At 36.1% G+C, this 26,565-nt stretch carries 18 protein-coding genes and 1 riboswitch; of the genes, 11 read left to right on the forward strand and 7 right to left on the reverse strand.

Going from position 1 to position 26,565, the window contains the following annotated elements:
• Nucleotides 1–72 precede the first annotated feature (72 nt).
• Nucleotides 73–15,105, reverse strand: coding sequence for a cell surface protein (locus AC22L0_RS04415; RefSeq protein ID WP_487272150.1), 15,033 nt, complete (start codon nt 15,103–15,105; stop codon nt 73–75).
• 122 nt (nt 15,106–15,227) lie between these two features.
• Here AC22L0_RS04415 and AC22L0_RS04420 point away from each other — a divergent pair, with 122 nt between their 5' ends.
• Nucleotides 15,228–16,088, forward strand: coding sequence for a GNAT family N-acetyltransferase (locus AC22L0_RS04420; protein WP_087966027.1), 861 nt, complete (start codon nt 15,228–15,230; stop codon nt 16,086–16,088).
• Between the two features lie 41 nt (nt 16,089–16,129).
• Here AC22L0_RS04420 and AC22L0_RS04425 read toward each other — a convergent pair whose 3' ends face one another.
• Complete coding sequence (locus tag AC22L0_RS04425; protein WP_000806320.1) at nt 16,130–16,690, reverse strand: cysteine hydrolase family protein; 561 nt, start codon at nt 16,688–16,690, stop codon at nt 16,130–16,132.
• 182 nt (nt 16,691–16,872) lie between these two features.
• Between AC22L0_RS04425 and AC22L0_RS04430 the strand changes: the two genes are divergently transcribed.
• Nucleotides 16,873–17,133 (forward strand): DUF6123 family protein, encoded by a 261-nt coding sequence (locus AC22L0_RS04430; RefSeq protein WP_001195212.1) that lies wholly within the window; start codon nt 16,873–16,875, stop codon nt 17,131–17,133.
• Between the two features lie 2 nt (nt 17,134–17,135).
• Here the strand turns inward: AC22L0_RS04430 and AC22L0_RS04435 are convergent, their stop codons facing one another.
• The 3 genes from AC22L0_RS04435 to AC22L0_RS04445 form a co-directional block, all read right to left on the reverse strand.
• Nucleotides 17,136–18,041: a DMT family transporter gene (locus tag AC22L0_RS04435; RefSeq protein WP_000818085.1), complete on the reverse strand. Its 906-nt coding sequence runs from the start codon at nt 18,039–18,041 to the stop codon at nt 17,136–17,138.
• 13 nt (nt 18,042–18,054) lie between these two features.
• Entirely contained in the window at nt 18,055–18,441 is a 387-nt protein-coding gene (locus tag AC22L0_RS04440; RefSeq protein ID WP_000573880.1) for a reverse transcriptase-like protein, read from the reverse strand.
• 69 nt (nt 18,442–18,510) lie between these two features.
• On the reverse strand, nt 18,511–19,383 hold the full coding sequence (locus tag AC22L0_RS04445; RefSeq protein WP_000127397.1) for an aldose 1-epimerase family protein: 873 nt from the start codon (nt 19,381–19,383) through the stop codon (nt 18,511–18,513).
• A gap of 132 nt (nt 19,384–19,515) precedes the next feature.
• Nucleotides 19,516–19,560: riboswitch (PreQ1 riboswitch) on the forward strand.
• Nucleotides 19,561–19,566: 6 nt separating this feature from the next.
• Between AC22L0_RS04445 and AC22L0_RS04450 the strand changes: the two genes are divergently transcribed.
• From AC22L0_RS04450 to AC22L0_RS04460, 3 genes are all read left to right on the forward strand, one after another.
• Nucleotides 19,567–20,052 carry a QueT transporter family protein gene (locus tag AC22L0_RS04450; protein WP_001026477.1) on the forward strand — a complete coding sequence of 162 codons (486 nt, stop codon included), beginning with the start codon at nt 19,567–19,569 and terminating at the stop codon, nt 20,050–20,052.
• Nucleotides 20,053–20,203: 151 nt separating this feature from the next.
• Nucleotides 20,204–20,863 carry a ribonuclease H family protein gene (locus tag AC22L0_RS04455; RefSeq protein ID WP_000875553.1) on the forward strand — a complete coding sequence of 220 codons (660 nt, stop codon included), beginning with the start codon at nt 20,204–20,206 and terminating at the stop codon, nt 20,861–20,863.
• A 12-nt stretch (nt 20,864–20,875) separates the two neighbouring features.
• The gene (locus AC22L0_RS04460; protein ID WP_000358801.1) at nt 20,876–21,052 is read left to right on the forward strand and encodes a zinc-finger domain-containing protein; all 177 of its coding nucleotides are present in this window, start codon (nt 20,876–20,878) and stop codon (nt 21,050–21,052) included.
• Between the two features lie 33 nt (nt 21,053–21,085).
• On the opposite strand, the gene AC22L0_RS04465 is transcribed toward AC22L0_RS04460, so the two are convergent.
• On the reverse strand, nt 21,086–21,334 hold the full coding sequence (locus tag AC22L0_RS04465; RefSeq protein ID WP_000534392.1) for a DUF2564 family protein: 249 nt from the start codon (nt 21,332–21,334) through the stop codon (nt 21,086–21,088).
• Between the two features lie 119 nt (nt 21,335–21,453).
• Nucleotides 21,454–21,651 carry a cold shock-like protein CspB gene (gene cspB / locus AC22L0_RS04470; protein ID WP_001161731.1) on the reverse strand — a complete coding sequence of 66 codons (198 nt, stop codon included), beginning with the start codon at nt 21,649–21,651 and terminating at the stop codon, nt 21,454–21,456.
• A gap of 262 nt (nt 21,652–21,913) precedes the next feature.
• Between cspB and AC22L0_RS04475 the strand changes: the two genes are divergently transcribed.
• The 6 genes from AC22L0_RS04475 (at nt 21,914) to AC22L0_RS04500 (ending at nt 26,538) form a co-directional block, all read left to right on the forward strand.
• Nucleotides 21,914–22,642, forward strand: coding sequence for a YqcI/YcgG family protein (locus tag AC22L0_RS04475; RefSeq protein ID WP_001043769.1), 729 nt, complete (start codon nt 21,914–21,916; stop codon nt 22,640–22,642).
• A gap of 14 nt (nt 22,643–22,656) precedes the next feature.
• Nucleotides 22,657–23,400, forward strand: a complete 744-nt coding sequence (locus AC22L0_RS04480) for a LysE family transporter (protein WP_001196839.1) — start codon at nt 22,657–22,659, stop codon at nt 23,398–23,400.
• Nucleotides 23,401–23,419: 19 nt separating this feature from the next.
• The gene (locus tag AC22L0_RS04485) at nt 23,420–23,713 is read left to right on the forward strand and encodes a cytoplasmic protein (RefSeq protein WP_087966025.1); all 294 of its coding nucleotides are present in this window, start codon (nt 23,420–23,422) and stop codon (nt 23,711–23,713) included.
• 78 nt (nt 23,714–23,791) lie between these two features.
• Nucleotides 23,792–24,421 carry a sterol desaturase family protein gene (locus AC22L0_RS04490; protein WP_000755400.1) on the forward strand — a complete coding sequence of 210 codons (630 nt, stop codon included), beginning with the start codon at nt 23,792–23,794 and terminating at the stop codon, nt 24,419–24,421.
• A gap of 222 nt (nt 24,422–24,643) precedes the next feature.
• Nucleotides 24,644–24,985: a DUF485 domain-containing protein gene (locus AC22L0_RS04495; protein ID WP_000817366.1), complete on the forward strand. Its 342-nt coding sequence runs from the start codon at nt 24,644–24,646 to the stop codon at nt 24,983–24,985.
• Nucleotides 24,986–24,987: 2 nt separating this feature from the next.
• Nucleotides 24,988–26,538 (forward strand): solute symporter family protein, encoded by a 1,551-nt coding sequence (locus AC22L0_RS04500; RefSeq protein WP_001098233.1) that lies wholly within the window; start codon nt 24,988–24,990, stop codon nt 26,536–26,538.
• The last annotated feature ends 27 nt before the right edge of the window (nt 26,539–26,565 follow it).

Here is a 26,565-nt window from a genome sequence, read left to right on the forward strand (position 1 = left end):
AGTGGGATATAGGTAATGAAAAAGAGATTGTAATTTGGTTTCAACCAAACTACAATCTCTTTTTTGTTTCAATTACTTCCACCAAATCCAAGTCCAAAGGTAATTTCGTACATTTCGAGGAGTAATGCGAATGAAGCGTTCACCGTCAAAGAAGCAATTTAAATTTGGAAGTGCTTCATCTGGATTTTCTGGAACAAAGGTGACGATGTTTTCGTTACTTGTAACGGTTACTGTAATTGGTGGGTCGGTAGGCGAGACTTGAAGTTGTAACGAAATATTGGCCGTATTTTTAAAGGGATTATTAACAGGGGGGCTTATCACTTGTACTGTGAATAACACGATAATTGTTTCGTTTGGTTCCAAATTAGTAGCGACTAGGAAACCGATATTCGGATTCGCTAGTGGAGAGCGTTCACCGTTAATAAAGACAGTGCCATTTATAAATTGTAAACCTGCTGGAATAGTATCTTGTAACGAAATATTTGAGAGTGAAATTTCAGAAGTATTTGTAATGCGTACCGTGTAATCAAAATATTGATTTAAATAAGCTGAGCTGGCGGAAGCATTTTTCGTGACTGTTGCAGTTATAAATTGAACTGGTATACGAACGATATTTGAATTAACAATGAAAGTAATAATTGGATCCTGTGGTGTCAACTGAAAAGCAGCGGTAACTGTTGCAGAATTTATAATTGTACTGTTTGAAGGAATAGAAGTTGCGAGAACTTGAAATGTTATAGTTGCTACTGTACCTGCAGATAAAGAACCAATATTAATACCAGTGTCTGGACGAACATTTGGAACGGGAGTGCCGTTAATGGTTACGCTGTTTTCTATAAATGTTGTACCAGCTGGAATTGTGTCTATAACAGAAGTACTGATTGTAGGAATTGGGGAATGATTGAATACCGCTAATGTGAATGTAATGATATCTCCTATAACGACAATAGATTTGTCAGCTGTTTTTTCAATGCGAACCATCGGATCAATAACTGTCGTTGTAACGGTATTTGTTTGTTTTGTAATTGTAATAGGTGGTTTTGTTGGATCAATGATAACGGTATAGGAAACAGAAGCATCATTATTAATTGTAGATTGAAGAGTAGAAGAAGATATTGTCACTTGGAACGTAATAATAACAAATTCATTAGGAGCAAGATTTCCTAACGTAATACCATTTTCAGGATTCTCATTAGGCTGATTGATTCCGTTAATCGTAACACTACCAGCAACAAAAGTCGTATCTATTGGTACGGCGTCTATGGCAAGAAGGTCTTCAATCGTTACATTACCGCTATTCGTAATCGTAATTGTATACGTTAAAGTTTGACCAGGTAAGGCGTTTGTTACATCAGCAGACTTAAAAGCAATGACATTATCATTTTGGACAGTAGTTTTGACAGTATTTGTTGTAGTCGTATTTGTAACAGGTACGTTATTTGGGTTGACTATATAGTTAAAAGTAGTAATTGCGTTGTTGTTTAGTTCATTTGGTGTTGGAATAGAAGTCACCGTTACTTGGAATGAAACGATAGCATCTCCACCAATAGTTATAGTACCAATTGGTATGCCGCTTACTGGATTCACTCCTGGAAGAGTTTCTCCGTTTACAATGACGCTATTTTCTATAAACGTAGTACCTTGAGGAATAATATCTTGAATGATTACATCATTTACTGCAACATTACCGGTTTGATTTAGTGTAATCGTATACGTTAACGTATCACCAACCGTTGCAAATGCAAGGTCAACAGCTTTATTACTATTCAAATTCGCATGATTAATTTCTGTTAAAGCAGCTGATGAAATAATAGTTTCGGTAATAGGTGGTCGATTTGGTACCGTGTATTCATATTCAATTGTACTCGTGTTAGAGATTGGATTTGTTTGTGGAATCGAAGTAACCCGTACTTGGAATAGAATGGTTGCTGTCGTATTAGGCGGAATGTTATCAATTTGTATACCGTTAAGTGGATTGTCATTTGGCCGAGCGTTGCCATTCACGATAACACTATTCTCTATAAAGCTCGTATTTGCTGGGATGATATCTGTAACAATAATGTTTTCTACTTGTATATTCCCATTGTTTGTAATGGAAATAGTGTAAGGGATAATAGTTTGTAGGTCAGCATATTGGATAGGTGTTGTTTTTGTCGCAATTACATTAGCAGAAATAACTTCAGTGAAGGTAATATTGCTAGTGGATATTTGTTCTTCCACGTTTATTGTATAACGAGAAGTTGATTGATTTTGAACATGGCCGCTAGCAGGAAGAGCTACGACGGTAACAGAAAATGTGACTGGGATAGAAATATTAGGGGCAATCGTTCCTACAAGTATACCTGCACTTGGGTTGGCATTAAGCTGAGGAATGTTATTTACTAAAACGCTACCGTCAATAAAGGTTGTTCCATTAGGAATATTGTCTGTAAATACAACAGCAGTGGCATCCGTATTCCCTGTATTTGTTAAAGTTGTTGTATAAGTTAAAATGTCACCAATCGTTACAGAGGTTAAATCAACAGTTTTAAGTGAAACGATGTCAGCATCATTAATTTGAACAAAAGTAGTATTGGAAGTAGTAGATTTTTGAATTGGTGCAAAGTCAGGATTGAAAATAAAGTCGTAGACGACGTTTGCAGTATTAGGTGTTGGATTTACAGCAGGTAAATTCGTAACGGAAACTTGGAATGTTATTGTAGCCATTTGACCTGCTGCGACATTAGGAATGGAAAAGCCGATATTCGGATCTGCTGCAGGAAGTACAGTATTATTAACTACTACACTTCCTGGAATAAATACTGTTCCATCCGCTATAGTATCTGTAAAAAAGATGGAGTTAGTTGTAGCCGATCCATTATTTTGAATGAATACTGTATATTCAATGGTTTCATCAATGTTAGCTAATACAGTATTAGTGGACTTTGTAGCAATAAGAATAGCATCAATAAATTGTATGTTTGTAGCATTGGAAGAGGTCGTTTCTGAAATTGGTGGTGTGCTTGGGTCTGGTCGATACTCATAGTGAATGACGGCGATATTATTAATGTTATTTTGTGGCGGTATAGAGACTACGCTTACTTGGAACGTAACAATAATCGTATTATTTGGAAGAATTATATCAAGATTGATACCTGTAATTGGATTTTCGTTAAGTCTTGGTACGCCATCTACAAGAATGCTATTTGGAACGAATGTGGTGCCAGAAGCAATTGCGTCAAGTAGGAGAGTATTTGTAATAGGTATTGTACCAGCGTTTGTAACTGCGACTGTATATGTGATGATTTGACCGATACGTGTAATGGATCTGTTAGCGGATTTAATTGCACTAACATTTGCCGTCCGCACTTCAGTATTTACTGCATTTGATAACGATCTACGCTGAATAATTTGAGAACTAGGGTCAATTTGGTATTCGTACGAGGTGTCTGAAATATTAATGACTACATTGCCAACTGGTATATTTGTAAGTTGTACTTGGAATGAAATAGTGACTGTTTCATTTGGTTGTATCGTGCCGAGAGTTACTCCGTTTTCAGGATTAGCGCCAGGCTGAATTACATTATTTATTGCTAAGCTATCTTCAATAAATATAGTACCTTCTGGAATGTTATCAATGAACACGGTATTGTTAGCTGGAACGGTTCCTATATTTTGTAGTGTATTTGTGTAGGTAATAATTTGCCCGATTGATGCGAAAGTTATATCCGCGCTTTTAACAGAAATAATATTTGCGTTTTGAAGTGATGTTGTAACAATGTTAGAATTTGCAGAGCGATTCACTGGTGGGGCTGTAGGGATACTTACATATTGGTAAGTTGCTGAAGATTGATTTACAATTTCGGTTTCAGTAGGTGGATTATTTGTTTGCACTTGAAATAGTATCGTTTTGGAACTGTTAGCTGGAATTGTTCCAATCGGTATTCCGTTTTCAGGATTTACACCTGGCTGAAGGACACCGTTAATTGTGACACTATCGGGAACGAATGTAGTCCCAGCTGGGATAGAATCTGTGAAAACAATATTTATTGCGTCAACATTACCGATATTTTTCACTTCAGAAATATAAAGTATAGTTCCGCCAATATCTACAGTTGTTGGATTGGATGTTTTTGTAATTGTCAATTGTGCTTGCACGAAATTTGTAATGACGATATTACTAGTAGATGTTTCAGGAATAGGCGATTGCCCTGGGTCTGGTTGGATTGTATATGTTGTATTGGATTGATTTGTAATCGATTCTCGCGAGAATGAATCTTTAATAAGAATTTGGAACGAAATAAGGTGAGTAGCGTTTGCTGCTAAGGTAGGTAAAGTAACACCTACATTTGGATTGGCACCAAGTATAGTTGTTCCATTAAGTGTAAAACTATTTTCTACGAATGTAGTATCTTGGGGAATCGTATCTGAAAATATGAGATTCGTAGCTGGAATATTTCCGGTATTTTCTAGTGTTATTGTGTAAGTCAAAATATCACCTGTTGTTGTTTGAGGTGCATTGACTGCTTTTAAAGAAAGGATAGTTGCATCCGAAATTTGTGTGAAAGCAGGATTAGACGTAATTGTTCGAGAGATGATAGGAGCAGTTGGATCGGCGATAAAAGTATAGTCAATACGGGCTGTATTAGAAATTGGGTTCACGCTTGGTATAGATTGAACGATAACCTGGAATGTTACAGTGACGATTTCTGACGGTGTGATGGAGTTTAATGGTATTTCTACGTTAGGATCGGCACCTGGAACAGAAACACCACTAATGGTAACGCTATTCGGAATAAATGCAGTTCCTTCTGGGACCAAATCTGTTAAAGTAACTGTATTTGCAGTAGTATTTCCGTTATTTTGAACGACTACTGTGTAAGTGATTGTACCGTCAGTAGATTGTACGAGAGAATCTGTACTTTTAATTACGGATAACGATGCATCAACAACAGCTGTATTAACCGTATTAGACGAGGATGTTGCTGTAACAGGAGGTTGACTTGGATCGACAATATACGTGTAACTTGTAAGTGCTTGATTTATAATCGCTCCTTGCGGTGGAATAGAACTTGCAAGAAATTGGAACGTAATAGTAGCGGAATCACCTGGTGCGATAATACCAACTGGAATACCGAGAGTTGGACTTGCATCTGGAAGTGAAATCCCGTTGAGCGTAACACTATTTGGAACAAATAATGCTCCTTCAGGAACTCCGTTAATGAGTAATACAGAGTTTGCAGGGAAGTTTCCAGTATTCGTTAATGTTGCTGTATACGTAATTACATCCCCGATAGATACAATTGAACGATTTGCTTGTAAAACAGTTGTAACAGTCGCGTTATTAATTTGTGTTGAAGCGCTATTAGAATTTATCGTGCCTGTAACAGGAGGAGAGGCCGGATCAACGATGAATGCGTATTGAATAGATGCTACGTTTGTAATCGGATTTGAAGGTGGAGTAGATGTAACTATGACTTGGAAAGTAACGGTTAAGGAACTACCTGCGCTAACTGTTCCGATATTCACTCCGTTATTTGGATTTGCGCCTGGAATGGTACTTCCATTTACAGCAAAACTATTTTCAACAAAGGTCGTTCCAGTTGGAACTGGGTCTGAGAAATTTACATTCGTAGCGTTTGTATTGCCGTTATTTTGAATCGAAACTGTATAAGTGATCGTATCTCCAATATTTGCAAAGGCTGTATTAGCAGTTTTTACAGCTGAAAGTATGGCTGTATTAATAGAAGTAACGAAGACATTCGTTTCCACATTGCCAGGCTGAGCCAGTAATGCATTGCCTACGTTATATTGGAAGTTAACAAATCCTAAGTTTTGGAGTTCAGGTGTGAACGTTGTTGGATTACTTACGATTTGTACTTGGAATATGATTGTAACAGTTTGATTTGGACTGATTGTATTTATGCCAACACCGTTAATAATCGAAGCGGATGGTAATGGAGTGCCATCAACAATAACTGATCCTGCAACAAATTGTGTCCACGATGGTAAAGGGTCTGAGAATATAGCGTTGTTAGCAGGAATATTGCCTGTGTTCGTAATAGTCGTTGTATACGTAATCGTATCACCAATCGTTGCAAAAGTTTTATCTCCTATTTTAATAGTATTTAAAATAGCACTTTCAATTTTTGTTGTAACGTTGTTAGAAATAATATTTTTTGAAACTGGAGGATTAGCTGGATTAACGATATGTTGAAAGCTAACGCTAGCTTGATTAGTAATTGGATTTATAGGCGGAATTTCATTGGCGATAATGTGAAATGCTACGATGACAGATTCGTTTGGCGCGATATCACCGATTGGAACGCCTGTAATGATATCTGCATTTGGGATGCTAGTTCCGTTCAGTGTAAAGCTATTCGGTTCAAAGGAAGTTCCGTCTGGAATAAGGTCGGTAAAAATAACATTCGTTGCACTCACATTTCCGCTATTTGTAATTGTAACGGTGTAGGTAATATCCTGCCCGATATCTACCGTAGATACATTTGAATTTTTTTGTGCAGTAAGGATAGCGCTATTAATTTGTGTTGTCGTTGTATTAGATTGATTGGAAGTTGTAATAGGTGGCTGGCTAGGATCAACGACATAATGATATGTGGTAGAAGCAGAGTTAGAAATGGGATTAAGTGTTGGAAGTGTAATAACAGTTGCTTGGAATGTAACGATTGCCGTATTACCACCATTAATGGAACCAATATTTACACCAGTTGATAAATCGGCGTTTGGAATGGTTTGCCCATTAGCTGTGAAACTATTTGGAACGAAACTTAAATTGCTATCAAGAATATCGATAATAGTTACATCAGTTGCGGTCACATTCCCGGTATTAGGAAGGTTAAGTGTAAATGTTATTGTATTACCAACATCCGCAAAAGTAAGATTTGCTGTTTTGGTGCTAATAATAGTTGCGTTGTTTATTTGAAGGAGTGTAGTGTTGGAAGTAGCTGCGCTTGAAACGGGAGGATTAACAGGATCAACAGTAAATTCATACGTCGTTGATGCTTTATTTGGTGCTGGGTTACTAGGGGGAATATTGTTTACTGTAACTTGAAAGACGATGCTATATATTTCATTTGGTGGAAGTGTTGCAAGTAATACACCTGTATTTGGATCCGCGTTAGGTTGTAAAACGCCATCGACAGTTAATGTGTTAGGAACAAATGTGAGTCCACTTGGTAATGCATCTGTGAATACAATATTAGTTGCATCGGTATTGCCTACATTGGTAATAGAAGTAGTATAAAAAGCAGTTTGCCCGATATCTGCAAAGGATACACTTTCATTTTTGGTCATAGATAATATGGCTTCTTTAATTTGGGTTGAAACAGGATTGCTAATTGAAGTTTCTGCTTCAGGTGGTGAGACTAATTGATACGATGTTGATGAGAAATTTACAATTGGGTTTGCGGTTGGTAATGATGTTACAGTAACTTGGAACGAAACTGTTACTGTAGTCCCGGCTGTTATTGTCCCAATATTCACACCGTTCGATGGATCCGCCCCGCTTTGAGGAACTCCATTAATAGAAAATGTGTTTGCAATAAATGTAGTGACGCTTGGTACGGTATCTGTAAATATAACATTTTGTGCTGATGAGTTTCCATTGTTTGTTAAAACGACAGTATAAGTGAGTGTGTCTCCAATACGACTAAAGGATTTATCGACTTGTTTTAATGAAAGAATGTTAGCTGTATTAATCGTAGTAAACACTGTGTTTGAAGTAACGTTTCTTGAAACAATAGGTGCATTGGGATCAGCGATAAATGTGTAAGAAGCAGTAGCGGAATTGGCAATAGGATTTTGAACAGGGGTAGAAGTAGCGGTCACTTGAAATGCTATAGATATTGAGCTGTTAGGGGCAATTGATCCAATCGTTATGCCTGTATTAGGATTCAATCCAATTTGTGTGAGTCCATTTATTGTAACGCTATCAGTAATAAATGTTGTACCATTTGGTATAAGATCCGTGAAAGTAATATTAGTTGCATTTGTATTACCGTTATTCGTTAAAATTGTCGTATAGGTTATGGTATCGCCTAGTGTTACAAGGGTTTGATCGACCGATTTTACCATCGTTATCATAGCATCTAATACAGGATTTGTAGCAATATTCGTTGAAGTAGAGGTAGTAGCAGGAGCGCTGTTTGGATCAACAGTATAAGAATATAAAATTGTGTCATTACCCATAATTGAACTGGAAGGGGAAACGGAAATAACATTTACTTGGAAAGTAACAGTTACCGTTTCACCAGGAGCGATATTTGGTATATTTACTCCAAGTGCTGGTTGCGCACCAGACTGCTGAACGCTATTTATTGTGACTGAATTTGGTATAAAGGTAGTGTTAGCTGGAATAGCGCTTGTGAAAGTAATATTCGTTGCGGCTGTATTTCCGGTATTTCTAATAGTAGTTGTATACGTAATCGTATCTCCAACTGAAACTATAGATTTATCAGCACTCTTTTTTGTTGTTAAAATTGCACTATTAATAGTTGTCGAAACCGTATTAGATACATTCGTTTGCGATACGGCAGGTTGGCTAGGATCGACCACATGTGCAAATTGTACAGAGCTAGAATTAGAAATTGGATTTATACTTGGAATGTTTGTAACAAGTACGTTAAGAGTAATCACGGCCGTTCCATTTGGGTTTATATTTCCAATCTGAATTCCGTTAGCTGGATTTCCGATTTGCTGTGTACCAGAATCGTTTGTAAGAGTGCCAGATATGAATGTCGTTCCATCAGGTAAAGTATCCGTAAAAATTATATTTTGTGAAGTGACATTTCCAGGGTTACTTAATGTAATTGTATAAGAAATTGTATCGCCAATTGTTGCGAAAGTTTTATTTACAGATTTGATTGCCACAATTTCCCCGGAATTTATTTGTGTCGAAACCGGATTGGACGTCGTACTTCTTGAAACGAGTGGTAAGTTTGGACCTGTCATAAATTGATAATTAATGGAAGCGCTGTTTACAACCGGTGAGTTTGGTCCGCCTGGTCCAATTGTGAAAATTGGATTTGGAATGCTAACTACTTGCACACGGAAGGTAACGTTTATAAAATCTCCAGCAATAATATCCCCAATCGGTATCCCATTCGCTGGATTTACTCCAGGCAATAAAACTCCGCCTACTCGAACGCTATCTTCTATAAATACTGTGTTATTTGGAATCGGATCTGTAAAAATGATATTCGTAGCAGTTGCGTTTCCTATATTATCCAATAAAGCAGTATACGTTAAAAATGAATTTCCAGGTGCTACGTCAGAAAATAGTCGATCTACACTTTTCGTTGCTTGAATAATCGCTTCGTTAATTTGAACTAAAGTTGGATTATTTGTAGCTGTTTCTATCACCGGCGGCTGGGTAGGATCAATAATGATCGAGTATGTTGTGCTAGATTGGTTCAAAGTTGGGTTTGTAGCTGGTATTGAGCCAACGATAGCTTGAAAGCTAATTGTTGTCGTTCCTCCAACTGGAATTGAGTCTAAAGAGATTCCGCTATCTGGTCTAAATCCAAGTTGTGGGATTGTATTAATTTGTACGCTATCAGGAACGAATGAAAGTTCAGGTGGTAATATATCGATAAAAACAGGTGTGTTTGCTGAAGTATTTCCGCTATTGGTGAGGATAGTTGTATACGTAATTGTATCTCCAACAGCAGCAAAAGCACTGCTTGCAGTTTTTGTTGCGATAACGGAAGCAGTATTTACTTGTGTAAAAGTTTTATTAGATTGAACTGTTCGTGAAACTGGCGGTTCATTTATATCTACAATAAAGCTATATTGAAGCGATGATTTGTTCGGGATTGGATTCGGGTTTGGAAGTGTTGTAATGTTTACTTGAAAACTGAGTGTAGCAGATGCATTTGAATTCAAGTTACCAATATTGATACCGTTTTGTGGATTTGCATTAGTAATAGTTGTTCCATTTACCGTAAAACTATTTGGAATAAACGTTGTACCATTTGGAATTACATCTGTAAAAATAACATTGTTTGCGGTAGTATTACCGGAATTAGTAATGGTAGAAGTGAAAGTAAGTGTATCTCCAATAGTAGCGAATGTTGAATTGACAGTTTTATTTATAGAAAGAGTAGCATCAATAATTGGAGTAACCGTTGTATTCGTAATTGTACTATTGACGGCAGGTGATTGGTTGGGATTCACGGTATATTCATAATTTACAAGAGCATTATTTGTTAATGTGCCACTAGGTGGTATCGCTAAAATTTGTGCTTGAAAAGTAATAAATACAGTATCCCCTGGCGAAATATCTGCCAAGTGAATACCAAGTGATGGATCTAATCCTGGTTGTGGGACATTATTGATCGTTACGGAGTTTTGGATAAATGAAGCTCCTGCACCAAGCCCATCCGTTAAAACAGTCGCACTAGCAGGAGTATTACCTGTATTTGTTACTGCAATCGTATAGGTAACGATATCGCCAATTGCAGCTGTCGGTGTATTCACAGACTTAGTAGCGACAATAGTAGCGTTATTAATTTGAGTTGTTATTACGTTACTTAACGTATTGGCGGATGCTGGAGGTAAGTTAGGATCTACGACGTACTGGTACGTTGTATTGCTTTGGTTCGGGATTGGATTTGGATTCGGGATAGAATTTACTTGTACTTGGAACGAGATGAGCGTATTTGCATTCGGATTTATTGGATCAATGGCAATTCCACTTGCTGGATTTACATTAGGCAGTGTATTCCCGTTTACAGTAACACTATTAGCAATAAATGATGTCCCGTTTGGAATTACATCTGTAAATATTACATTTGATGCAAGTGTGTTCCCGTTATTCGTTAAAGTAGTCGTGTACGTAATAATATCATTTACGTTAGCAAACTGTTTATCTGCAGATTTAGTAGCGGCAATTGAGGCGTTATTAATAGTTGTCTGTACAGTGTTAGAAGCAACCATCTGCATCACAGCAGGTTTGGATGGATCATACGTATATTGGAATGTTGTGCCTGATTGATTTGTAATTGGATTTACAGCAGGGATAGTTGGTACAAAAACTTGGAATGCAACGGTGCGTGATGAATTCGCTCCTATTGTACCAATTGAAATGCCGGTAGCAGGATTTGCGTTAGCTACAGGGACATTATTAATCGTTACAGTATTAGGAATGAAGAGGGTACCCGCTGGAATGATATCTGTAAACGTTACATTAGCAGCAGGGATATTCCCGTTATTTGTTAAAATAGTCGCATATAGTATGACATCACCAACATCAGCGAAGTTTGTACTCGTTAGTTTTGTAGCAACGATATTAGCAGTATTAATTTGTGTAGTTACTATATTGCTAGCAGCGTTTCTAACAAGAGCAGGTAAATTTGGATCAGCGATAAAGCTATATTGAAGTGAAGCGCTGTTTTGAATTGGGTTTGGTGAAGGTAGCCCATTTGCACTTATTTGAAAAACAATCGTTGTAAAACCACCTGAAGGAATGGAGCCGACTTGAAGACCGGTACTAGGGTCTGCACCTAGTTGTAAAGCACCACCTATAAAAATACTATTTGGTACGATTGTGGTGCCATTAGGGATTATATCGGTAAAAATAACATTATTTGCTATAGTATTTCCAAGATTAGCTAAAGAAATTGTATATGTGATTGGTTGCCCGACATCGGCGATAGTTAAATCTACTTCTTTGACAATCACTACATTTGCTAAATTAATTTGTGTACTTACAGTGTTACTTACAGATGTTTCTACAGTTGGTGGATCGCCCGGATTTAGAATAAAACTATACTGTGTACTAGATGAATTTATCGTTGGGTTTTGTATTGGTAAAGAGGTGACGGTTACTTGATAAGAGACGGTAAGTGAGCCGTTAGCAGCAATGGAAGGTAGTGGAACACCTATATTTGGATCTGCGTTATTTTGGAGTACACCATTAATAAGAAAAGTGTTTGGAATAAAGGTAGTACCGTCTGGATTCGTATCTACGAAAGTAGGACTATCAGCAGAAACACTTCCTGCATTCGTCAAAGTAACAGTATAAGTTAATATATCCCCTACGGTAGCGAACGCTCGATCCACTGTTTTGGCTGAAATGACATTTGCATCGTTTACTTGAGTAAATGTAGTGGTTGAAGTAGTGTTCTTACTTACAGGTGAAGCGTTTGGATCAACAATAAAGTTATAGGAGATGGAAGCGCTATTTGAAATAGGGTTTGGATTTGGAATGCTAGTTATTACTACTTGGAATGAAGCTGTAATTGTAGTATTAGCATTGATGCTACCAATATTGATGCTAGTTGGTGTAACGCCTGGTTGAGTAACACCGTTAACTATAACGCTATTTGGTACAAAGGCGGTTCCATTCGCAATTGAATCGGATAGTAATACATTGTTCGCTGCAACATTCCCATCGTTAGTAAGAGCGAAGGTGTAAGTTAATACATCGCCAACTTCCGCAAACGTTTTATCTACAGATTTATTAGCATGGAGATTTGCTAGTCTAATTGTTGATGTAACAGAATTAGAATTTGCTGTCTTTGAAGTCGGTGGCAAATTTGGATTTACAGTATATAGATAAGAAGCGAAGGCATTATTAATGATAGGATTTTGGGTCGTAATATTGATGACTGTTACTTGGAAAGAAAGGGTAAAAGTAGCCCCGCCAGGAATTGTGCCGATAGGTAAAGCGACGAGAGAATCTACATTTTGCAAAACTCCGTTTAGTGTTACAGTACCAGGAGTTAATATCGTTCCATTTGGAAGTGGGTCTGTTAGTTGAACGTTATTAGCGGCCGTATTTCCACTGTTTGTAATAAGGATTGTATAACTTATCGTTTCGCCAATTGTGGCAAATTGTTTGTTAGTTGATTTTGTTAATGTTACATTCGCATTGTTAATTTGAGTGGAAACGAGATTAGAAGAAATGTTTTTTGTAACGGGTGATTGGCTAGGGTTGACGGTATATTGATAAGAAGCACTTGATCCGTTAGATACGACATTTGACGCGGGTATTGTATTTACTACTACTTGAAATGCAACATTTTTTGTTGTGCCGCTTGGGATGGATCCAATATTCACGCCGTTAGCGGGATTTGCGCCCACTTGTGTCGTGCCATCTATTGTTAAACTGTTTAGAACGAAAGTTGTTCCAGTAGGGATGACATCTGTAAAAATAACATTGTTCGCATTTGTATTACCTGTAGCTGTAAAGGAAACGGTGTACGTTAGTGTATCACCAATATCTGCAAAATTTTTATCTACTGCTTTCGTCATTGTTACAGTAGCATTATTCACTTGAGTGGAGACAATATTTGTCTTATCAGTCCCACTTACTGCTGGTTGATTAGGTACAGGAATGTATTGATATGTTGTTGTTCCACTATTTAATATTGGGTTTGTTTGAGGGATAGAAGGAACGAGTACTTGGAATGAAATAGTAGTAGTGGAATTTGCGGCAATTGACCCAATTGATATACCATTAGCGGGATTTGCGCCAGCTTGAGTAACTCCGTTCACAGTTACACTCCCTGAAATGAAAGTAGTCCCGCTAGGAATCGGATCCGTATATATCACATTCGTTGCAGCGATATTTCCTATATTAGCTAAGGCAATACTGTAAGTTAATGTTTCACCAATATCGGTAAAAAGTTTGTTAACTGATTTTGTTCCATTAATATCTGCGAGGTTAATTTGTGTTCCAGCAGAGTTGCTTGTTGCAAGACCATTAAAAGTTGTTCCTCCGGCGATTGGTGTATATTGAAATGTAATATTAGCAGTGTTAGAGATAGGATTTTGACTTGGAAGAGAAACGACAGTAGCTTGGAAAGTTACTGTACGAGAAGCACCATTATTAATTGTTCCAAGAGATATACCAGCCGCAGGATTTGCATTTGTTTGTGGTACGTTATCTACTGTTACAGTGCCGGGTATAAAAGAAGTACCGCTAGGGAGACTATCTATAAAAATAGCGTTATTGGCAGGAAGAAGCCCGGTGTTAGGGATAGTAACTGTATAAGTGAGAATATCTCCAATTGCAGCAACACTTTTATTCACGCTTTTCGTCGCTTGTATATTTGGTGAGTTTATATTAATTTGTAAGCCTACTGTATTTAACATATATGCGTCTCCGTTAGTAGTTAAACGGATTGCGGCGGATACTTGTGAGTTTGTTAAATAAGGAGAAATATCAATGGAAGTAATGTCCCAGCCCTGTCTTCCTGCGGAGATGTTTGTACTTGTAGAAGCACTTTGATTTCGCGTTCCGAATGTCCCTGTTGTATCTAAGTTTCCTGCAGCATTATTAACTTGAGAACCGAAGAAATTATTTATAGCATTGTTTGGTCCAGATAAAGCATTTAATGAACTGAAATTTGGTCCAAATAAAGCTTGATCCCCGGTTAAATCTGCATCTCCTTCGGTAGAACTTAAAAATAATCGCCCGCTTACTGGTCCTCCTGAAGGTGTTAAAAATCCAGAAACAGATACATCGGCACTACCAGTTTCTGCAGAAACACGGTTACCAGCTACATAAATGGTTAAGTTTCTTGCTGGCAATGTCCCGTTTTGATAAGCGACGATAAGTGTCCATCCAGCCGAATTAATTGTTCCATTAGAAGCATCTATAGGATCTACAAGTCCAGGAACCGCTCCTGTAGTATAGGAACCAGCACCTCCCGCTTGAATAAGAGTTGTTACGTCTGCTGAACGAGTGTAAAAGCCAAATGTAATAGAGTTTGAAACGAAAGTTTGATTTGAAGCCGTAACAGCTGAAGGAGTAATCGAGTATGTTGAAACAGGTGTTGTAAAAGAAACTGGGTTTCCTAATACACTTGTAATGTTTTGATCACGAGATAAATAGTTTCCACCCCAAACGAGTTCTGCGTAAAGAATAGTACTACCAGCAGGGATATTTAAAATAGCGGTAGAACTATTTTGTGTATAGTTTAACGTTGTACCAGCAGGAAAAGTAGGTACTTGTAAAGCAGTATTCGTAGTTGCAAATGCACCAATTGCCCCGATTGTACCAGCACGGTTTTGATTACTAATTTTACTTAAGCCTAAAGTATTACCTGTAATAGCGAGTGCGCCGTTAGTGGTGGTAGAAAATCGATTCGTAATGGGCATGTTGTCACCTCATTTACAATATAGTCTTGGTCAAAATAACATATGTGTGTGACAAATAAAGGGAAACATGTACAAGTTGATTTCGTAATAATGATTTAAATGTCTAGATAAGGGGATGGAGTATGATTGAATTGGAAATTAGAGTGGAGCGTCTTAGGGAAGAAAAAACAGGTAATATTGTATCATTATCTTCTTATATTGGGTGGGATTATAACAGAGAAGAAATTGAGACTATTTTTAACGCAGGGATTGTATACGGTGTTTGGAATGAGAGAGAGGAACTAATTGCTAGCGCGGCAATAATATTATATGGGGAGAAATTAGCGTCTATCGGAATGGTGATTGTACATCCAGATTATAAGGGGAGAGGGATTGGAAAGATAATAACGGAAGCGTGCGTTAAAAGCGTATCAGCTCATACTCCAATTATGCTTATTGCTACGGATGAAGGGAAACCTTTATATGAAAAGTTAGGATTTAGGGCAGTAAGTTATGTTTCTAAATACATATGTAACTCATACAATGCGAAAGATTATTGTGTAAGAAATGAAGATTATGTGATGAATTATGAAGAGGGTGATTTAGAAAAAATAATAAAAATAGATGAATATGCGTTTGGAACAAATAGAAAAGAGTTTTTAAAGAAAAGAATTGTGCAAAGTGAGCAGTGTGTCGTTGTAAAGGATACGAAAGAAAATGTAGTAGGATACGGTATAAGTATACAAACGCCAGAAAATAAAATAATAGGACCAGTCGTTGCTAAAAATAATGAGATGGCAATGAGAATAGTACATGATTTAGCAAGAGGGCATAATGGAAAATTAAGAATGGATGTACCAGAAGGAAAGAACGATTTCATGAAAGAATTAGAGATTGCTGGTTTTAAAAAGGTGAATACACCACCAATTATGATGAAAAATAGTAATCGGTTATTAAAAAGAAATAGTGAACTATATAGTATTGCAGCGCAAATTTTTGGATAAAAAAGAACCCTTTTAAATGAAGGATTCTTTTTTGAGCCAATTTAATCACGATATTGGTCATGAGTCGGCTGAAAGAGGTCTTCCTCGATATCTCGCACCATAGAAAAATGATCAACGTTATAATGACCGTGTAAAGTTTTATTGTGATGACCAATAATTTGTTCTGCAGACAATACGTTAGAATCAGTTGTTGAATGACCGTTTTTAATTAATGTAACGTCAAATCCTTGTACAGTTGCTGTCCTAACGGCAGTGTCAATGCAATGTTCTGTTTTACATCCGCCTATAACAATATGATTAATGTTTTCTTCTTTTAAAAGTTCAAGTAAAGAAGTACCGTAGAATGAATTGGTTGCTGCTTTATTAATAAAGATTGCAGACTGGGGTACTTGAATTTGATTATGTACTTCAAATCCTTCGCCACTACCAGAAGCAACATCGATATCTCTTACGAAAACAATAAGAGCATTTGAATCTATTGCTTTCTGGAGGGCTATATTTAGTGTAGATAATAGCTCGGTTTTACGAAAAACTTCATTCTCTTGCTCATTTCCATCAATTAATTCTTGCTGAGCGTCGATAATTAATAGTGCTTGTTTCATCGTGTCTCCCCTTTAATATGAAATAAGTTCCACTGTACATATTCCTTCAGATTATTAGAAAATCCTCCATTGTAAGAGAAGTAGAAGATTGATTTACAAAGTTGTCAAAGAAATTTCATTCTCATAGCGTGTAAAAACATGTATGATAGGAGATGGAGAATTTTTGAGTAGGTGGGAATAACATGCAAACAGTAGAAGATTATCTTTCATTCTTACATACGAAAGGATTTAAATTATCAGAGGAAGCACAAGGGTTTATTATGTTTGGACAAGGATATACTGGTGCGTCTGATGGGATTGTGAACGCAGCAATAGAAGCGACAATTAAACATCAATTGCAGTTTGATGGTAGTTATTTCGTTGCGTTATTAGAACGATTGAAAGAGGAAGAAATTACAGATAAAAAAAGCGCTAAGGCTTTTATGCGGAAGTTACAAGCGTAACTTCACGCAGCCTGCGCTTCTTTTTTTGTTTTGGAAGGTAATTCAACAAAAATCATGCCTAGAAAAATACATAGACATCCGATAATAGCAGAAATAGAAAGTTGTTCATTTGCAACGAGAACGCCTGTTAATGCAGCAAAAACGGGCTCCATTGCGAAAATAATTGCTACCCTCGTTGGAGAAGTGTGTTTTTGTGCCGATGTTTGAATGAAAAAAGCAATAGATGTTGCAAACAGGGCAGTTAGAAAGAGTGCGAATAAAAAGGATTGATTCGTCCATAGTGATACTGAAAATAACTTTTCCCAATCTTCAAACAAAAAAGCGCAAATAGAAGAAAATATACCAACAGCTAATACTTGAGATGTGCTTAATAATAAAGGTGATATTTTCTTAGAAAAGAAGCCGTTAATAAGAATATGGGCAGCGAAAGCGACTGCACAACCGAGAACAAGTATATCTCCTATATTTAATTGGAAAGAATCAGCAGCTGTTAATAAGTATAAACCTGTTGTAGCTACAACAATACCAAGTACGATGAAAATGGTAGCTTTTTGTTTTAAAAAGATAAAGGATAAGATTGGGACCATAACAATGCTTAGCCCAGTTAAGAAACCTGCTTTTGAAGATGTTGTATAGAGTAAGCCAAATGTTTGCAATAAATAACCGACAAATAAGAAGAACCCAACTATTAATCCGGCTAAACTACTATGTTTTAATTCTTGTTTTGAAGTTTTCTGTGAGAAAATAATTTGAACGAATAATAAAATAATTCCAGCGAATAAAAAGCGAATACCATTAAACGTAAATGGACCAACGAAAGACATAGCGTTTTGAACGACAACAAACGTAGCTCCCCAAATAAAAGAGACAAATAATAAAGCAAGAGGAGCAATCCACTCTCTTTTCACACTCATACCCCCGTTAATTTTGTAAGATAGCTTTTCTAGCTAATTCATCAGCTACTTTATTTTGACTACTTGGAATCCACTTAATAAAAAAGAGATCGAAGTTTTTTATGTACTGCAGTGCTTCATCTAAAAGAGGTGCAAATATTTTATTTTTTGCGTATTCTTTTTCAACAGCCCGTTCGACAAGCTGGGAATCTGTACGAAAAGAGACAGTGCTATAATTATGCTCGATGCAATATTTTAATGCTAGAAGTAAAGCGCGGTATTCTGCTTCATGATTGGACATTGTTCCAAGTGGTACTGATAATTGTACAGGCGGCTGAACGCCTTTAATAAACACTCCTGCACCAGAAGGACCAGGATTTCCTTTTGATGCACCATCAATATATACTTCAATCAAAATGAGAAACCTCCAAATTATAAGATTATCCCCTACTTAAATATTTTTTTGAAGTAGGGGATAGGGTAGTTATCCGATTGTGATGCTGTAACGACATGTAAATGTTTCATTCGCTTGTAAAGATTGAATTCCCTTTTTGTCCTTGAAATCTTTTGCTGGATTTACTTCATCAGCGATTCCATACCAAGGTTCAATACATAAGAAAGGTGCGTTATCCCCTGGTGTCCATACGCCGACAAATGGAAATCCATCAAATTCTACTTTTACAAATTTATTATGTTTATGAGAACGAATCGAAATTTCATTCGTATTCATATGTTCAAAAATAAGTGCATCATTTTTGAATAAATCGTATGTAAGTGGCAATTCAGTCGTATTTTCAGCGATTAATTGCTTTTTGTTTGAAAGATAAGGTCCTTCTAATACGCTTGTTTCTAAGCGTTCCGAACCATTAAACGATAAGTGATAATCTGTAAATGATTCACCGTCCAATAAAGGGAAGTTGAATCCAGGATGTGCTCCGATTGAGAAGAACATTTCTTTAGAAGTAGGATTGTTTACTTCATATGTTACATGAACACTTTGTCCATCTAGCTCATAAGAAACGAGTAATTCGAATTCGTATGGGTATTTTTTTAATGTTTCTTCATTACTAGTAACGATATAAGTGATCTTTGTTTCGCTTTGTTCTTTCACAGAGAAAGTAAGATCACGAGCGAAACCGTGTTGTGTTAATGAATATGGTTTACCGTCTACGTAGTATGTATTATCTACTAATCGACCGACAATTGGGAACAAAATTGGTGCACGGCGTCCCCAATAAGTAGAATCACCTTGCCATAAATATTCTATGTTGTCTTCTTTTAAGCGAACGCTCTGTAATTCTGCACCTTTGTCAGAAATGGAAACGATCACTTTTTCATTTTGAATTGTTGCTGTCATGAAGTGAAACCTCCTAAATCTTTCATATGTTTCATTATACGTTGTCTAAAAGGAAAAAGGTAGTTTATGATAGGAAATCTATTGACGAAAGAGGGGCTACCACGTAAAATATAATCTTGTTGCTAAAAAAAGAATAACGTGGTTCGAAACCATCCCACGTAAAAAAACTAAGGAGATTTTGTCATGAATATTAGAACATTAGTCGGTAATGGTATTTTAGCGGCATTATATATTGCTGTTTCTATGCTTATTCAGCCATTTGGCTTTACAAATGTACAGTTTCGTATTTCAGAGATGTTTAATCATCTCGTTGTATTTAACAAGAAAGCAATTTACGGAATTGTATTAGGTGTATTTTTAACGAATCTCTTTTTCTCACCTATGATCGCTTATGATTTAGTATTTGGAGTAGGCCAATCTATTCTTGCATTAGTTGCAACGATTATTTCTATGCGGTTTATTAAAGGTGTTTGGGCTCGTATGATTTTTAATACAGTTATCTTTACGGTTACAATGTTTATGATTGCAATTGAACTTCATCTTGCATTTGACCTACCATTTATGTGGACTTGGTTAACATGTGCAGCAGGTGAATTCGTAGTAATGGCGATCGGTATGCCTGTAATGTACTGGATTAATAAGCGAGTACAATTTGAAAGATTTATGTAATAGATGAAAGAGCTATTCCTTATATAGGATGGCTCTTTTTGTATGTGATTATATTGAATATAATACTGTGACTCTTGATAAAATATAATAAAATAAAGTGAGGCTTCAATTAGCCGGATAAATAAGAAGTCTTACATAAGGGGAATGTAGTATGAAATATAAAATTCATTGGTTGTATAAAACGAAGCGCGGATTGCAGACGGAATTAACGACAGAGTATATGAACATAGAAGAAGTACTTCAATTTGCAGAGGATTTTGAGAAAACAGGAAGAGTAAAAGAAATTTCATTTTATGATGAAATGGACGCAGAATGGTCATTAAAAGAGATGAAAAAGTTAAGTAAGCAAGTAGAGGAAGATCCCCAAGAAATACTCGTTTATTTTGATGGGGGGTATGATGTGCAAACGAAAGAAGCTGGCGTTGGTATATGTGTGTATTATAAAAAAGGAAATACAAACTACCGGATTCGCCGCAATGCATATATAGAAGGTATATATGATAATAATGAAGCGGAATATGCATCGTTACTATACGGTATGAATATACTCGAGGAATTAGGGATTAAGTATGAAGCAGTCACACTTCACGGTGATTCTCAAGTTGTACTGCAGCAATTAGCCGGAGAATGGCCTTGTTATGATGAGCATTTAAACCATTATTTAGATCAAATTGAACAAAAGGCGAAGCAAATGAAATTAAAACTTATATGTGAACCAATATCTAGAAAACAAAATAAAGAAGCACATCAATTAGCTACGCAAGCATTGGAAGGAACAGTTATTGATAGTCATAAAGAAATAACTGAATAGAGAGGTGCAAAGGTGGATAAAAAGCAACTCATTACAGAGGTAAATGACTTATTAGAAACGTATTGTGAAGGATGTTTCTTGCGAGAACATAATCGAAAGACAAATAGTAAATATTATGCCCATTCATTTTGTATACGGCAATGTACAGTTGGAGAAACATTGAAAAAGTATGGAGAACAGTTGTCATGAAAAAACATCCAGAGAAAATTCTCTGGATGTTTTTTAGTGTCTTGCTTCGTTTAGTTGATGCTCACATTTATTTAATTTCTTTTCCTCATTCATTAAAAATGGCTCATCTAAATCAGTTGCAACAGATTTCATAATTTCAAGCTGAGAGCGAGCTGCTTCTACAGCAGTAGTAGCATGCTCTAATGTATCTGGATCCATTGAAATTGTTGCTGATCCTACCATTTTTTGTGCTGTTTCTACACGGAATTTCACTTCTTCAAAATCATTTACTTCTGATCCCATTAATAATTCCTCCTTTGTATAGTGCGCATTTCACATAGTTTTTGCTCTGTAAAACGGAAATATACAAAGGAATAACAAAGGAGGTTACCAAGTAAGGCAACCTCCTGTTATATGTTGGATTAAAGTTTTACTACGTTAGCAGCTTGAGGTCCGCGGTTACCTTCAGTAATGTCGAAAGATACTTCTTGACCTTCTTCTAAAGCTTTGTAGCCGTCTCCTTGAATAGCAGAGAAATGTACGAATACATCGTCAGCGCCTTCCATTTCGATAAATCCAAAACCTTTTTCGTTGTTAAACCATTTTACTTTTCCTTGCATGTTACAATTCCTCCTAAAAGCGTTTACTATTTTCATTTAGTGAAATTCATTAAAAAAATAATATAAACTAAAAATGCTATATTCTTGAATATTCTGCTAAATGATTAATTTAAATATACACGAATTGGGAGAATTTAGTCAAGTAAGCGATTTTATTTTTTTGTATTTTTAAATAATTTTCCAGTCAAATTTTTAAATAGGTATAGGACAAGCCGGGTATGTAATATTCTTAATTGAATGCTATACATAATGAGGTGAAAGAATGAATAAGTCTTACTTATTAGATAATGAAGGAATGAGAACGAGAACCGACATACCGGATTGGGTTGCAAAAGAATTTGAGATTTTTTCAAATGTTGTGTTAGAACCAACTTTTCCATGTTATTTCGGTTTAACAGCTTTGAAAAAGAATGAACTTCGTTATTCATTTCTTTCTCATAATGATTGGAGTCATTTGCCGCATACAATGTTATCTTTTTTAGAGTTAATGAAAGAGAGACCGATTGTAAGAAGGGGCTTTTTCCTTTTTGTAGAACCGGAATGTGAAGAACAATCACTCGAATATTACCGTGATTCTTTTTGGAAAGTGTTACAGTATTTACATGAAAACGATAATCAAGCATGGCCAAAGCAAATTCCTGAAGACCCAGACCATTATTTATGGGAATTTTCATTTGGTGGTGAGCCAATATTCGCATTTGGAAATGCGCCAGCTTATAAACAACGAAAAACTAGACATTTAGGGAATTCTCTCGTTATTGGGTTTCAGCCACGCACTATTTTTGATGGATTAGAGGGAGATCGTCCTAAAGGAGCATATTCAAGACAAATGGTCCGTGAGCGAGTTGAAAAGTGGGATCAATTGCCGAAACATCCTAACATTAGTCATTATGGTGACCCAGAGCATCGTGAATGGAAACAATATTTCATAGGAGACGATGTAGAGCCAATAAAAGGGAAATGTCCTTTTCTTCATAGGATAGAAAAGTAAGAGCCATCATCTAGATGGCTCTTTTGTATATTTTGGATAAAAAAGGGTATTTTATTATGAAAGCTAGTCTATTTTTTAAAATTACATCATTAACTAGTAGTAAAGAGAGTAGAAAGGATAGAGCGATGATTGGAGCAATTATACAGCAAATCGTATTAGGTATATCATTAGCTGCGCCAGTAGGGCCGATTAATATTGAAATGTTAAAACGAGGAATTGAACGTGGTTTTTGGCACGCTTGGGTTGTTGGAATTGGTGGAATGACTGCAGATGTTTTATTTATGCTTCTCATTTATTTCGGTTTATCTTCTGTGTTTATGTATACATATGTACAAGCCTTCATGTATTGCACGGGTTTTTTCTTGTTATTTTATTTAGGATTTCAAAGTGTAAAACAAGGAATTTTCGAATCGAATATGGAATATAAAAAAGAAGAGGTAGGTGGCCTTAAGCAATCGTTTATGGCAGGATTTTTAATTGCGATATCCAATCCATTAAATCTTGTTTTTTGGTTTGGTATATACGGAAGTACACTTAGCTCATTACTTACGAAGGTAACGAAACAAGAAGCTTTTTTGTACAGTCTTTGCATTATTGTTGGTATTATTTTATGGAATTTAAATATTGCTTTTTCTGTACATTTTGGAAGAACTTTATTAAAACCAAAAGCGCTTGGCTACATAACAGCCGGAGCAGGTATTATTTTAGTAGGTTACTCTATACATTTTGCATACAAAGCTTTACAGTTGTTCACATAAGATTGAAGGGGAGATTTTTATGTATCGAACCACTATTGACGGAAAAGAAATTATAATTACGTTAGCGCCAAAAATCCGAAAAGAAATTACTGATAGAAATCCACTATATGAAGCGGTGTTTCATAATGCTGCAAGATTGTTACAAACAAAGCAACCGACGTTTGCAGTAAATCATGAAATATTTGGGCTCATTATTGGAGAAGTGCAAAGAGGAGAAGTAACAGTGTTTGCAGTGGAACATACTATTCCGAAGCAAAATATATTTGGATCAAACAATTTTTTCTCGGCAATAGAACAACAGGCAAATTTGTAAAGTGAATAGAATAAGAATAGAAAAGAAATAGTCGTAACGATATGTTGCGGCTGTTTTTTTGGAAAAGGGGGAAACAAGATGAAGAAAGTGGGGAAAGAGTTCTTTTTACAACATGATATTGTTATTATGTATAGCATTCTATTTATTTTCATTATTATTTTAAAAATGCAATTTTTTACGTGGTTTGGCATGTTAGCATGTGTGTTTGGGATTGTTTTCTATACACTTAATGAATATATGACACATCGTTTTTTATTCCATATAAAGCCACCTAAAAACACATTTCTATTAAAAATGTTAAGAAGATTGCATTATGATCACCACGTATATCCAGATGATTTAAAACTTTTGTTTTTACCTGTATGGTTTAGTATACCTAGTTTTACTATATATTTACTTATAGCATATGGTATTACAAAAAGTGTTACTATTGCACTTTCATTTGGAATCGGAATGATTATTATGCTGCTCGTTTACGAATGGAAACATTATATTGCTCATAGACCGATTCGTCCCGTCACTAAGTTTGGAAGATGGCTAAAAAAACAACATATATTACACCATTATAAAAACGAAAAGTTTTGGTTTGGTGTTTCAAATCCAGTATTCGATTTTATATTTGGAACACTTAAAGACGGAAAAGATGTTGAGTTAAGCGAAACGGCTCGTAATTTAGAAAAGGAAAAAAAGACAAAAGTAGTGCGTTAAGCACTGCTTTTGTCTTAATGAGGATAAATAAGTAAGGTGTCACTTTATTTTGAAAAAGTATATTAAAAATTTAGGGGAAATTGCCGAAAAATGTCTATCAAAAAATCTTTGCATGAATGCATGGATTGTCTAAAATGAATATAAGTTTCTGAATATTTATAAAATTTAGTCTTTAGGTATGCAAGGGGTAAGTGTATTTTAAGTAAGAGAGGGGATCGGTTAATGAAACGAGACGATACGTCAGCACGTAAGTTGCAAAATGAGGTGAATTATACAGAGGTCGTTCAGTCGGAAGAATTTCAATTGTTATTAAATACGAAAAAGAAGTTTATCATTCCAATGAGTATTTTCTTTTTTAGTTTTTTTATCGCATTACCTATTCTAACATCGTATTCAAAGGTGCTTAATACACCTGCATTTGGAGACGTTACATGGGCGTGGGTATTTGCTTTTTCCCAATTTATTATGACATGGGCACTATGTATGATTTATAGCAAAAAAGCAGAATCATTTGATGAAATCTCCCGAAAAATTTTACAAGATATGCAAAAAGGGAGGGGCTGAACTTGAATACTACTGCATTTGCACTATTTTTAATTATTGTTCTTGGTACGCTCGTCATAACCTATTTTGCATCGAAAAAAACGAAAAATGCGAGTGAATTTTATACGGCTGGAGGGGGATTAACTGGTTGGCAAAATGGTCTGGCCATTGCTGGAGATTACATGTCTGCTGCTTCATTTCTCGGTATAGCTGGAGCAATCGCATTAACTGGGTTTGATGGATTCTTTTATAGTATCGGTTTTTTAGTTGCTTATTTAGTTGTACTATATCTTGTTGCAGAACCGCTTAGAAATTTAGGAAAGTACACTTTGGCGGATATGATTGCAGCACGCTTTGACGCGAAAAAAGTTCGCGGAGTTGCAGCTCTTAATACGATGACGATTTCTATCTTTTATATGATTGCACAATTAGTTGGCGCGGGTGCACTTATTAAATTATTATTAGGGATTGAATATACGACATCTGTATTAATCGTTGGAACACTTATGACGGTGTATGTTATTTTTGGTGGTATGACAGCAACGAGCTGGGTACAAATTGTAAAGGCTGTATTACTTATGGCCGGTACGTTTATTATTTCTGTTATCGTTTTCGCAAAATTCAACTTCAGCGTGACTGAAATGTTTGCCCAAATGAAAACAGCTACACCATTAAAAGATTCATTTTTAAATCCAGGTGTAAAGTATAAGGATGGCCTTGATACACTTTCTTTAAATTTAGGACTAGTACTTGGTACAGCTGGATTACCACATATACTTGTCCGCTTTTTTACAGTACGTGATGCAAAAACTGCACGTCAATCTGTCGTATATGCGACATGGTTAATTGGTGCATTTTATATTATGACGATTTTCTTAGGATTTGGTGCGGCAGCGTTTGTAGGAAATGAAGCGATTATTAAAGCGAACCCAGCGGGTAATATGGCAGCACCTTTATTAGCCAAAGCGTTAGGGGGAGACTTCTTATTTGCTTTCGTATCAGCAATTGCTTTTGCAACAATTTTGGCTGTAGTGGCAGGTCTCGTATTAACGGCAGCATCAGCATTCGCTCATGATTTTTATAATGAGATCATTCGCAAAGGGAAATCATCGGAAAAAGAGCAAGTATCTATGGCTCGGTATGCATCTATTGGAGTAGCGATATTATCTATCATACTTGCATTATTTGCCCAAACATTAAACGTAGCATTTTTAGTATCATTAGCATTTGCAGTTGCAGCGAGTGCAAATCTACCAGTGATTTTATTTACAATATATTGGAAGCGTTTTAATACAACGGGTGCTATTTCCGGTATGATTGTAGGGCTCGTATCAGCAATTGTTCTCGTAGCGTTGAGTCCAAATGTTTGGAACCCTGTAGCTGGAAAAGCTATTTTTGTTGGGGAAGCGATATTCCCATATACGACACCAGGAATTATTTCAATTCCGCTTGGATTTCTTGCAGCATATTTAGGAACTGTTTTATCTAGTAAGAAAGAAGATGCAGCGAAATTTGATGAAATTCTTGTGAAATCTAATACTGGTCACGGTATTAGTGATGCGTCTTCACATTAAATAAAAGAGGAGCTTTTCGATAGATAA

It is taken from the genome of Bacillus sp. LQ01 (genome assembly GCF_057624735.1).